Here is a 12,246-nt window from a genome sequence, read left to right as displayed (position 1 = left end):
ATGGATCCCTATCGCCGTGGTGCAAAACTATTATCACAATCAGGAGTTAAAATACATATGAAACTTCATGTGGGAGTTGATATAGGTTCAGTCAGTGTTAATTGTGCTGTTCTGGACCAGCAGGGGCAGGTAATCCATGAAGCCCCTTATAAACGTCATTTTGGCCTTATCATTGAAGAGACCTCAGCTACTCTGGAGAACATTTTCAAGGCTTTCACTGTCAGCGATATCAAGTCAGTTTCCTTTACAGGAAGTCAGGGCCAAAGTATTAGCAAAATGCTTGATGCACCCTTTGAGGTTGAAACCATATCCCAGGTGCTGGGTACAACCCAGGCCATGCCCGGTGTCAGGACCATCATTGCTATAGGCGGTCAGGATGCAGCCCTTTTTCAACTGGAATACAATAAATTTGATGAATGGTATCTTGAGGCTTTTAATTTGAACAGCCCATGCGCCTCAGGCACAGGTTCGTTTATCGATCAGCAGGCTGAAAGGCTTGCTTTTGCCATGTACGGCGGCAACTTTGAAATGGATGAAAAAAAGTTGCAGGGCGTTCTTGAAGATTTCATCAAGCTGGGCCTTGACAGCACATACCCTGCTCCTGTGGCCTGCAGATGCACAGTCTTCACCAAGTCAGACATGATTCACCTTCAAAATAAAGGTGAAAGTCTGAGCAATATCATTGCCGGTCTGCACCACGGCACTGCAGCCAACTATCTCAGCACTATTGTCTCCAACCGCAAACTGCACGCTCCCATGGCCTTTATTGGCGGCATGGCTTCCAACGAACTGCAGGTCCGGGCATTTCAAAAATACTATCCTGAGCTTGAAGTCCCTCCTCGTCACGCTTCCCTTGGAGCCATAGGTGCAGCTCTGCAGTCCATCAAGCAGAATCACTCCAACAGTGTGGACCTTGCAAAACTTTGTGAAGCTGGCACAGGTACAGGGTATCAGTTTCCCAGAGCCAGGAAGCTTGACCTGAAACTTTCCTCGTTCAACCCCGACAACAGCTTAGACCCTGTAAAACATTCCGGTGAAGCAAGAATCCCTGCCTTTCTGGGCCTGGATATCGGTTCTACTTCTACTAAATATTGTCTTGTGGACACAAAGTCAGGCATCATTCACAAACAGTATGTAGCCACCAAGGGCAAACCCATTGAAGTGGCCAAACAACTGATCAATACTCTTGAACAGGAAATGGGAGCTGTAGTGGACCTTAAGGCTGTTGCCACTACCGGATCAGGACGAAATGTGGTGGGTGACTTTATTGATGCTGATCTGGTCATTGATGAAATTACCGCTCATGCTAAAGGTGCTGTAGCCGTGGATTCCAGCATTGATACTATTTTTGAGATTGGCGGTCAGGACTCCAAATACATATCCATCAAGGACTCTTATCCTGTGGATTTTGTAATGAATAAAATATGCGCAGCAGGCACAGGCAGCTTCCTTCATGAACTGGCCAACAAGATGAAAATCAATATAGTGGGTGAATTCCAGGACATTGCCTTAGCTGCAGAGGACCCCATCAACCTTGCTGAAAGATGCACTGTGTTCATGGAGTCTGATCTTGTGGGCTATGCCCAGAAAGGAGCAAAACGCAACGACTTGATTGCGGGATTGTGCTTTGCCATAGTTCGCAATTATCTGCACAGGGTTGTGGAAAACCGGCCTATTGGCAATAAAATTATGTTTCTTGGCGGTCCTTCACTGAACAAGGGTATTGTGGCAGCTTTTGAAAGGGTGGTAAACAAGCCCATTATAGTTCCCAAACATAGAGAGGTCATGGGAGCATTTGGGGCAGCACTGACTGTGATGGACATGTATAATCATGGTGACATTCAACCCAGAACAAGATCTTTGACAGAATTGGCAAAAACTGAAGTAACTTTCAAGGAATCCATATGCCGGGCAGAAAAAAACTGCCATAATGAATGCAAGCTTAAAATTTATCGCTTTGGCCAGCGCAAAAGTATCTGGGGAGGAGATTGCGGCAGATATGAAAGTACCTCAGGTCAACAGGCCATCACAGGGAATTTTTTTCTTGAGCGTAAAAAAATATTTGATTCATTTCTGCCCATGGATTTTATCGTGGTCAATGAAAAGGATAAAAAGCCTGTTCCAGGTAAGCCAACCATTGCAATACCCATGGCTCTGCATTCTCTGGAGTGGGGAGTGCTATGGGCCGGAATATTTTCTAATCTCGGCTATAACATCAGACTGTCTCCACCCACCAGCCAGGCTACTGCTTCAGCCGGAGTTGAGTCCATGACAGCTGAAACATGCTTTCCAGTCAAAATTTTTCATGGACATGTTAAAAGGCTGTTGGATCTGGAATATGACTATCTTTTTCTGCCTAACCCCATTAACATCCCTACTCCTGTTGATGATGACGGTGAGAGAGGGCTTTTCTGCCCCATGGTGGAGAGCTCCCAATACATGGTCAAGGCAGCTCTCAAAATTCCTGACAACAAGATCATCAGGCCCAATATGTTTTTGCGCGAAGGTCCGGACAGTGTAGCTCAAAGCCTGTCAGACAGCCTTCCTGCAAATCTGAATCCTGGGAAAACCAGGCTCAAAGAAGCTGTCCATATAGCCTGGCAAAAACAGATGGATTTCAAATCCGCCCTCAAGACAAAGGGCCGGGAGATTCTGAAAGTTCTGGATCCCAACAGACCGGTCTGGGTTGTTACCGGCCGCCCATATAACCTCTATGATGAAAGGCTCAATCTGCGTATCGGCCAGCAGCTGGCCAAGCTGGGCATCAGTGCTCTGCCCATGGATTTTGTCGATCACGAAAACATCGACCTCTCAGATTTTCCAAGAATGTATTGGGGGCTGGGAGGACGCATTTTGCGCGTGGCCAAGCTGATTGCTGACACCCCTGGCTGGTTTGCTGTGCATATGACAAACTTTTCATGCGGTCCTGACTCTTTTATCGAGCATTTTTACGAACATATTCTCAAACACAAGCCACCACTTATCCTTGAGCTGGATGAACACAGCGCTGTGGCCGGTGTAATAACCCGCATTGAAGCCTATGACAACGTAGTCAAAAACATTATCAAGGACTTGAAGCAGACATCAGGTAAGGCTTAAAAACAAGATAATTGTATTGCTTACAAGTAACTTCCAAAAAAACTGGACCCCGGATCGAGTCCGGGGTGACGGTTAAAGCAAAATGTAGCTTATTACCGTCATTCCGGCGAAAGCCGGAATCCAGGTTTTGTTGAATGTAAGTTACTCACACGTTCGGTCCCGGGCCGCCCGGGTAAGGATCTTTTAACTCTCAAGACAGTACGACATTAACTATATCTCAGGACCAACAATGAATAAATCAACTGAAACCTCCTCATTTAAGGAAAGACTGACTGCCAATGTAGGGCAGTTTGACCTCTCTGGCAAAACTCTTTTGATCCCTGATATGGCCCCGTTTGGGTCCAGACTTCTCGCTGCAGGATTCCGGGCTTACGGAGTGCCTGCCAAGGTAATGGAAACCTATACCGGACTTGCTCTTGGTAAAGAGTACACATCTGGTAAGGAGTGTTTCCCATGTCAGGTTACCCTGGGAGATGTTCTGCACTTTCTGCAAAACGAAAAGGACAGATTGGGAAACGCATTCAATCCGGAAAACTATGTATATTTCATGCCTGAGGCTGATGGCCCATGCCGATTCGGCATGTATAACAAACTGCACCGTTTAGTGCTGGATAAATTCCCTGAATTTGAAAATGTTGCCATCACTTACCTTTCCACAGCAGATGGTTATCAGTCCTCAATGATTCTTCCTCCTGAAAAATCCAAACTCTTCAGACGTCTGGCTTATGTAGCAACCATTATCGCTGATGTTATGGACAGAACTGTCTGGAGGGTAAGACCATATGAAAAGGTGCCGGGTTCCACAGATGAGTTCATGGAGCAGGCTCTTATCAGAATGGAAAGGGCCATTGAGGGGATTGCTGAAACCAGAAACTTTAAGACTCTTTACTCATTGCTGTCGGAAATAGTGGCCGAGGCAAAAGAGCTTATGGATACAAACAAGCCTCGAAAGCCACGGATAGGCATTATTGGAGAAATTTACCTGCGAACCCATCCCAGGTCCAACCAGGACATCATTAAGGAAATTGAAGCCAATGGCGGTGAGGTAGTAGATGCTTCTCTTGGAGAGTGGATCAACTTTGTAACTTATTCTAATTTGCGCGAGACCAGGAGGTCATGGGTAAATTCATGGAAAAATTTAGATATTTCCGGAATGTTTGATGCTTCAAGGAAGTGGATTGACAGCAAAATCGAAATACAATACCAGCTGTGGCGTCAAAATCAGGTATACAGCCAGGCTTTCAAACATCTTGATATTCAGGGCGATCACTCCATAAGTCTTCTCGAAGAAAGGCTGGACAAGGACAGACTTTTTAATTTTGATATTGGAACCGAGGCTGCCATCAGCATTGGCGGAGCATTGGAATATGTTCATGAGAATTTTCATGGCGTAGTCAATGTATTTCCATTTACCTGCATGCCCAGTGTAATTTGTTCATCCATACTCAAACCCATGCTCTTGGAAAAAAAGGTCCCCTACCTTGACGCGCCCTATGATGGATCCATTCAGCCCAACCGCGACATAGCCATTAGAACCTTCATGTACCAGGCTGCCCAGCGTCAGCTTAGACACAGCAAACAGGACTAATCAGGTTTTGTAAAGAAGGAGAAAGGCTGTAGACTGAAGGCTGAAGGTATTATAATTTGGATCTTTGACTCGAGACCTCGGACTTGTGACTTTGGACCTTGGACTTTAGACCCTGGACCTCAGAAAAAGAGAAAGCCCGCTTAGAGGGAGCGGGCTTTCAAGGAACATAAGGCTACCAAACAATAGGAGGTGGGAGCGTTTTATTTTTTAAAGCACTGGGAGGTACTTCTTAATTTCATACTCAGTAATCTGAATTCTGTAGTTATCCCACTCGATCTTTTTGTTATCAATAAACTTATTGAATATATGATCACCAAGGGCCTCTTTTATAACTGAACTCTGTGACAATTCTGTAACCGCCTCAAAAAGACTTCCAGGCAGGCTTTCAATGCCGTATTTTTCTCTTTCTTCAGTATTCATTTCAAAGATATCTTCTTCCACCGGATTGGGGAGTTCATAACCGCCCTCAATTCCCTTAAGACCAGCAGCGAGCATGCTGGCAAAGGCCAGGTACAGGTTGCATGCTGGATCCGGAGACCTGAGCTCAACCCTTGTAGCTGCTTCCTTACCAGGCTTGTACATGGGCACCCTGACGAGAGATGAGCGGTTTCTTCTAGCCCAGGCTACATAAACAGGTGCTTCATATCCTGGCACAAGACGTTTGTATGAGTTGATCCACTGGTTACATATTGCTGTCAATTCTTTTGCGTGAGTTAAAAGACCGGCAATATACTGCTTACCTTCGAGACTCAGATTGTAGTCACCCTTGGGATCAAAAAACACGTTTTTGCCATTTTTGAAAAGGGACTGATGCACATGCATTCCACTGCCGTTTTCGCCAAACAAAGGCTTGGGCATGAAAGTGGCGTAGCATCCATGTTTACGGGCAATCTCTTTAACAATAACCCTGTAAGTTATGGCGTTATCAGCCATTTTCAAAGCTTCCTGGTAGCGCAGGTCAATTTCATGCTGGCTCGGTGCAACCTCGTGATGACTGTATTCAACATCAATACCCATCTTTTCCAGAGCAAAAATAATATCCCGACGAATATCGTTGGCAAGATCAAGAGGTGGTGCATCAAAATACCCACCTACATCAAGAATTTTTGGCGCAGTTGAATCTTCAAAAAGGAAGAATTCAAGCTCAGGACCAACAAACATATTATAGCCTTTTTCAGCAGCCTTGGCCAAAGCTCTCTTTAGTACATATCGACTGTCGCCTTCATATGGGGTGCCGTCTGGATTCTTGATATCGCAGAACATTCTTGCTACTGGTTTATCTGAAGGCCTGAATGACAGCATCTGAAAAGTAGTGGGATCTGGAAAAGCAACCATATCGCTTTCATGGATTCTGGAAAAACCCTGGATGGATGAACCATCAAAACCCATGCCTTCTTCAAAGGCTCCTTCTAGTTCACTCGGGGTGATCTGAAAGCTCTTGAGGGTTCCAAGTACATCAACAAACCAGAACTGAATAAAGCTAACATTATACTCTTTGACTGCCTTGATAACATCGTCGGTGTTCTTACAATTAAATACTGGAAAGTCTGCCATTTTTATCCTCCAAAATTGTTAAAGATTGTTTAAATGATCAGCCCTTTGCATACAATACCTGCACTCATCGCTTAAGAGCTCGTTTTAAACATGAAAAGACATTTATTACCCTAATCTGACAAGTTAATGCATCTCCGGGATTTACCTCACTTGGAGCCTATGAATGTTGTGAGATGCAAAACCATCTTAAAATCTTACCTTTCACTTTACATGCCAAACAATAAAATTACTTATATTTCAGACAATTATAGGCGCTACAATCTTCCTAACCCAACCTCGACATTTAACGTTTAACAAAAACGTTATTTTTTTATCAATCTCAAATTTCACGTTTTTACTTTTTTGTGAAACATTTAAAGCTCGAAGTTTTTAACAGCAGAAACAGTATTATTTGATAACCGAGTTATCCAGTTATTTACAAGCAACTATAATCGTATCGGGAAAAAATTCAGGTACTTACAAATTTCAGTATATTTACTCTTTTTCTCAGGCTCCAGCCTGGGAATACCTCTTTTTTTGTGGCTCCAGCCACATTTTGAAGAAGCGGCTGGAGCCGCAAGAGAAAAACGTCCCCAGGCTGGAGCCTGGGAACGAGGGGTATAAGTTACTCATAGGTTCGGTCTCGGGCCGCCCGGGTGAGGAGCTTACAAGTAACTGGAATCGTTTTACAAATAAAATCAGACTGTTACAGTTTTCACATTTTTACGATTTTTGCCTATGATTGATGCACATTTGCCTGAAAAATTTCGTCAAAGATGGGAACTTTGCACTTGGCACAGGGACTGTCCCTCGCTGTGTAAATTTTTCCATTGAAACAAATCTCTACCAGGAACCAATGCAGCATCAATCTTTTTTACAGAACCTCGCGGGGACTGTCCCAATTTCCCGAAAAGTGACAGAGTCTTAAAGTTACTAACAGGTTCGGTCCCAGTCCGCCCAAGTGAGGAGACTCCAACTAGGAACAAAGAACCAGGAACTTTGAACGCTCATGATTCTTACTTATTTGCAGGAAATAACTCGCGGACAGCAGCATGCACCATTTTAACAACTTCTCTGGTATTGCCAAATAATTTTTCCCCTCTGTCAGTGCGCAGGTAAAAGACATGAGAGGCCTGATCCATGTGCGTTGATATTACTGAAAAGCATATATCCAGATTTAAATTTGCAAGACACTGACTCAGCTGCCATGTCAAACAAGGGTGACGTGGCGTAATGATTTCTACAATGCTGTAAAAATCTGAAGATTCATTATCTAAGTTGATCCTGAAACGCGAACCTGCCGGTGCAGACTTAGATGCCCTCATGCAGAAATCGGCCGCATTCTTTCTGCTGCTCATGAGATCACTCAGGTCTCTGCGGACTTCCTGCCAGGTCTGTCTTGCATAAAGGGGGTCCCTGGGTGGACTCACCTTGAACATATCTACGGCTATTCCATTATCCCAGGTAAAAAGCCCGGCTGAATATATCTCTATCTGATTCATGCTCAGACAACCGGCAACCTTACTTAAAAGGCCAGTCTGATTTTTAGAAATTAGTATCAGGTTCCAATACTGACTGTCACCAATGGGCCCCTTTTCAGTGAGCAGAATAACATTCAATGCTTTGTCCTGTTCATTCTCGAACTTTTGAAACCTTTCAACCAGGCGGGTATGCTTGATTACTTCTTTAACAGGAACTTTGAGCAGGTAGCGGCTGGGCATGCTGTCCATGAGTTTTTCCCAGCTTTGAGAGTAATCAGGATGTGATCTTATCCTGTCACGCGCCACTGCCATCCTGTGCCCGGCATGATGTCCGGCAAGAATTGTTCTCGAGAACATCCTTTGCGCCTTAAAATAAAGCTTGCGCAGCAGGTTTTGTTGCCATGAATTCCAGACCCTTGGCCCGGTTGCTTTAGAGTCAGCATAGCTAAGCATTGTCAGCTGCCTAAGCCTTTCCTGATTGCCCATTTTCCTGGCAAATTCAGCCACCACGTCTTCCTCGTCAATGTCCCTTTTTAGCGCGGTTTTGGCCATGAGCAGATGGTTTTTTATAAGACAGGCAACTATGTCCGCAGTCAGCTGGTCTATGTCAAACCTCACCATAATACGCAGAGCCATGTCCGCACCTGCCTGACTGTGATCCCTTGCACCTTTTCCTATATCATGAAGAAGTGCGGCCAGCCGGAGTTCATGGTCATCCTTACATAAGTTCAGATGCTCCGGCATAAATCCGCTGTTTGAATTATTTCCAGCAATGAGGTCCAGGCAGTGCATGGTATGTTCTCCGAGAGGATAAGTATGCACTCCGTCAAATTGCACAAAATACCACTTCTCTTCCAGTTCCGGCACAAGGAGTTCTAAAAAACCACACTGGCGCATGGCTTTCAGGCATTGTCCAGGTCTTGGACCGAATAACAAATATAAAAAAAGTGAGCGCAGACCGGCAAGGAAGTCATCGTGTCTGCAGCTCGACCTGGCAATTTGTTTCATGAATAAAAGTGCGTGCGTGGATATTTCTACGCCGGTGGTGGACATAGTCTCAAAAATCAGCTTCACTAACTTTAGATCAAGACCGGAATCCCTTTGTTTTACAATTAAGTCATTTTGTTCAAAATATAACTTATCATTAAACAATTTAACTTGCTGAGAAAGCTCATTAGACGTTTCAGGATCTTCCCAATTCCGGTTTACTTCAACAGATGATGTCACCTGGACCATGCACTGATTACCAGTTGATCTTTCAGGGATGAACTGTATTGCCTGCACGCATTGATTGGGAAGGCTCAGCTGAGCTTTTTCACTATAAAAATGCAGAGCCTGTCGCACCTGACTCAGACAGTCAAAAAGATGTCCAAGAAATATTTCCGTGCCCGAGCTTCGAGATGATCCTTTGTACCCCAATATAGCTGCTACCTCGGGCTGCAGATCAAGATGCAGGCGATTATTTTTCCTTTTACTCAACGAATGCAGCACATTTCTTACATCAAATAGAAAATCCATTGCCGGAGTAATGTTAAAGGCAGTGCTGTCTGAACTTTCCAATGAAGTACTTCCAGCATGCCGGATCTTACTAAGCTTTTTCAGCCAGCCTATTATATTGTAATCACGAAATCCCCCAGGGTCTTCCTTGATGTCCGGCTCCATATAGCTGTCGGCTGTATCAATGTTGCTCCTGTGCATTCTCGAAGCTATGAGATGCTCCATGAGCTTTTGATGGCTTGCCTCTATACAATTATTCACCTGTTCAAGATAATGGCTGAAATATTCACGGTCACCGCAAATAAATCTGGAGTCCAGCAAAGAGGTCATGACAGTATAATCTTTATTTGCCAGACTCAGGCAATCTTTAATATCTCGAAAAGCATGCCCCACATCAAGTCCATGGTCCCACAAAGGATGAAAGATCTGAGACGCAATCCTGGCCTGATCAGCTTCTGACAGGTCGTTTGCAATAATGACTACATCAATATCTGACTTCAGACATAGCTCTGATCTTCCATAGCTGCCTACTGCAACCACGAATATTTTCTTAAACTGAGCAATGGATGTCTGAGCAAAACTGTGAATAAAATACTGATCAGTGATTCGGGTAAGTTGTTTTGCCGCAGACCTTCCCTGCCCCGGGAGGGAAAGCAGGGAGTCGCTTCTATGGGCAAGAAAGGTCTGCGGTGAATGAGGGGTCATGACTTTATTAGCATTATACGACCCTTGAGCTTGCTGCCTTACTCATGAAGAGTAATTACCGCTTATCATTTCAGGCAGAGTGTCGTTATAATGTTATTTTCACTAAATCATATGGCTATGAAAATTAAATGGCCTTATCGCCTGTTTCACCGGTACGGATGCGGATGGCATTCTCAACAGGATAGACAAATATCTTTCCGTCTCCAACCTTTCCAGTTCTGGCCACTTCCATTACAGCTTCTACAGCCTTGTCAACCAGATCATCGTCAATAATAATTTCCATCTTTACCTTGGACAAAAAATCCACCTGATATTCTGCTCCACGGTAAACCTCCTTGTGTCCGTGCTGTCTGCCAAAACCTTTGACTTCAATCAAGGTCATGCCCTTGATGCCCATATTGGTCAATGCATCCTTGATTTCATCGATTTTGAACGGTCTTGTAATTATTTCCAGCTTCTTCATTTTAAGCCTCCATAAGAATTAGATGTTTTATTGCGGTTCAAGTTTGTCTTGCCACAGGAGCCGGCCCATGATTTTTGTCTCCTAATCTTGGATTGTTTTCAAGGTCCGGCTCCAGGCCAAATTGTCAAGTACTCATATAGTTTTCTATGTGTATCGATAATATGTCAATGGATCATTAACAGATTATTTGGAACCCTTGGACCTGACAAACTCTGGATAAGCTTCCATTCCGCATTCAGCCATATCCATACCCTGGTATTCCATTTCTTCATCAATTCTAATGCCCATGACTGCTTTGATTATTCCCCATACAATCAAACTGGTGCCGAACATCCAGGCAAAAATCACACCTATTCCGGCCAGCTGACCCACTATGGTTGCGTCTGAATTGGAGAACAAGACTGCCAGCAGTCCCCATATACCTACTACGCCGTGGACAGAGATAGCACCAACAGGATCATCTATTCTAAGCTTATCCAAGGCCACAATGGAGAAAACTACAATAATTCCACCGATACCGCCTATAAGGCAGGCCAGTGGCATGGAAGGCATGCTAGGTTCTGCTGTAATAGCTACCAGACCGGCCAGGGCACCGTTAAGTCCCATAGTCAGATCAGCCTTACCGAACTTTATCTGTGAAGTCAGCAGAGCCAGCACCATGCCCGATGCAGCTGCCAGATTTGTATTAGCAAAAACCATGGCCACTGCATTGGCAGACTCAACATCAGACACCTTCAACTCTGAACCGCCGTTGAATCCAAACCAGCCCATCCAGAGAATAAATGTACCGAGGGTAGCCAATGGCATATTGGCACCTGGAATGGCATTAATTTTTCCACCTGGACCATACTTACCCTTTCTGGGCCCAAGCAGTATGACCCCAGCCAAGGCAGCTGCAGCACCAGCCATATGGACAATTCCGGATCCAGCATAGTCTGCATAACCGAGCTCGTCCAAAAAGCCACCGCCCCATGTCCAGTATCCATGAACAGGATAAAGAAAGCCGGTCATTACCACTGCAAAAAGCAAAAAGGCCCAAAGTTTCATACGTTCAGCTACCGCACCTGAAACCACAGACATGGCTGTAGCTACAAATACCACCTGAAAGAAAAAGTCGGAAATATCTGAATAATATGGTGCATCTTCGCCACCAGCAACAACATCAGCTACAGCATTATCGCCTCCAACAAACAGACTGATGCCGGGAATTATGGAACCACCGCTTCCATACATGATATTATAACCAACTATCATGTACATAATACAGGCTATGGAATACAGTGAGATGTTCTTGGTCAGAATCTCCACTGTATTTTTAGATCGCACCAGACCGGATTCCAGCATTGTGAATCCTGCAGCCATCCACATAACCAGAAGACCGGAAATTAGAAAATAAAATGTGTCTAAAGCATAACTGATTTCAAGCAGCTGTTCCATCTCAATTCCTCCTTTAATATTCAATTTTGTAAAAAAGTATTTTAATCAATCAAGACAAGGTATCCGGGTAAACTACGCGGACAATCAGTCAACACCCTCAAGAAACGTTATTTCACGCGATATTATGTTGACAGCAAAAGCAGTAATTTTCCATACACATCCTCCTTGATTAATTTTTCAAATTGCGACGCAATCTCATATGCAACTACAATGCCAAAGCTGTAACATATTGATTTAAAAGAAGAAGTTAAAATAAGCCATATCCATCATTACAATTTTGTAAAAATATAATTTGAATGGTTAACAGACAAAAAAATATTTAGTGACAACTAAACTCGCCCTTACAAGTAACTACAAATGTATATGTAATAAATTCAGAGCATTATGGTTTTACCTTACAGATTGCTTCGGTCGCTTAGGCTCACTTGTGGGTGACAGGTTTT

The 12,246-nt window shown here is 44.1% G+C and carries 6 protein-coding genes; 2 read left to right on the top strand and 4 right to left on the bottom strand.

Annotation, left to right across the window (positions count from 1 at the left end; translation table 11 throughout):
* The first annotated feature begins 57 nt into the window (after positions 1–57).
* Positions 58–3,099 (top strand): acyl-CoA dehydratase activase, encoded by a 3,042-nt coding sequence (locus LZ23_RS15750; RefSeq protein ID WP_045215708.1) that lies wholly within the window; start codon positions 58–60, stop codon positions 3,097–3,099.
* A 229-nt stretch (positions 3,100–3,328) separates the two neighbouring features.
* Positions 3,329–4,687, top strand: a complete 1,359-nt coding sequence (locus LZ23_RS15745) for a CoA activase (RefSeq protein WP_045215706.1) — start codon at positions 3,329–3,331, stop codon at positions 4,685–4,687.
* Between the two features lie 207 nt (positions 4,688–4,894).
* Here LZ23_RS15745 and LZ23_RS15740 read toward each other — a convergent pair whose 3' ends face one another.
* From LZ23_RS15740 to LZ23_RS15725, 4 genes are all read right to left on the bottom strand, one after another.
* On the bottom strand, positions 4,895–6,241 hold the full coding sequence (locus LZ23_RS15740) for a glutamine synthetase family protein (protein ID WP_045215704.1): 1,347 nt from the start codon (positions 6,239–6,241) through the stop codon (positions 4,895–4,897).
* Positions 6,242–7,236: 995 nt separating this feature from the next.
* On the bottom strand, positions 7,237–9,903 hold the full coding sequence (locus tag LZ23_RS15735; protein WP_045215702.1) for a [protein-PII] uridylyltransferase family protein: 2,667 nt from the start codon (positions 9,901–9,903) through the stop codon (positions 7,237–7,239).
* 124 nt (positions 9,904–10,027) lie between these two features.
* A complete protein-coding gene (locus LZ23_RS15730) occupies positions 10,028–10,366 on the bottom strand; it encodes a P-II family nitrogen regulator (RefSeq protein ID WP_045215700.1) in 339 nt (112 codons plus the stop codon).
* A gap of 183 nt (positions 10,367–10,549) precedes the next feature.
* Complete coding sequence (locus tag LZ23_RS15725; RefSeq protein ID WP_045215699.1) at positions 10,550–11,803, bottom strand: ammonium transporter; 1,254 nt, start codon at positions 11,801–11,803, stop codon at positions 10,550–10,552.
* Positions 11,804–12,246 lie beyond the last annotated feature (443 nt).

The sequence above is a fragment of the Desulfonatronovibrio magnus genome (genome assembly GCF_000934755.1).
Taxonomy (GTDB): domain Bacteria; phylum Desulfobacterota; class Desulfovibrionia; order Desulfovibrionales; family Desulfonatronovibrionaceae; genus Desulfonatronovibrio; species Desulfonatronovibrio magnus.
The sequence above is the reverse complement of the archived record's forward strand: the minus strand, read 5'-3'. Positions and strand labels throughout refer to the sequence as shown.

Excerpts from the sequence above, each read along its gene's own strand:
- LZ23_RS15750 (WP_045215708.1), top strand. The coding sequence starts at position 58 with ATGAAACTTCATGTGGGAGTTGATATAGGTTCAGTCAGTGTTAATTGT.
- LZ23_RS15745 (WP_045215706.1), top strand. The coding sequence starts at position 3,329 with ATGAATAAATCAACTGAAACCTCCTCATTTAAGGAAAGACTGACTGCC.
- LZ23_RS15740 (WP_045215704.1), bottom strand. The coding sequence starts at position 6,241 with ATGGCAGACTTTCCAGTATTTAATTGTAAGAACACCGACGATGTTATC.
- LZ23_RS15735 (WP_045215702.1), bottom strand. The coding sequence starts at position 9,903 with ATGACCCCTCATTCACCGCAGACCTTTCTTGCCCATAGAAGCGACTCC.
- LZ23_RS15730 (WP_045215700.1), bottom strand. The coding sequence starts at position 10,366 with ATGAAGAAGCTGGAAATAATTACAAGACCGTTCAAAATCGATGAAATC.
- LZ23_RS15725 (WP_045215699.1), bottom strand. The coding sequence starts at position 11,803 with ATGGAACAGCTGCTTGAAATCAGTTATGCTTTAGACACATTTTATTTT.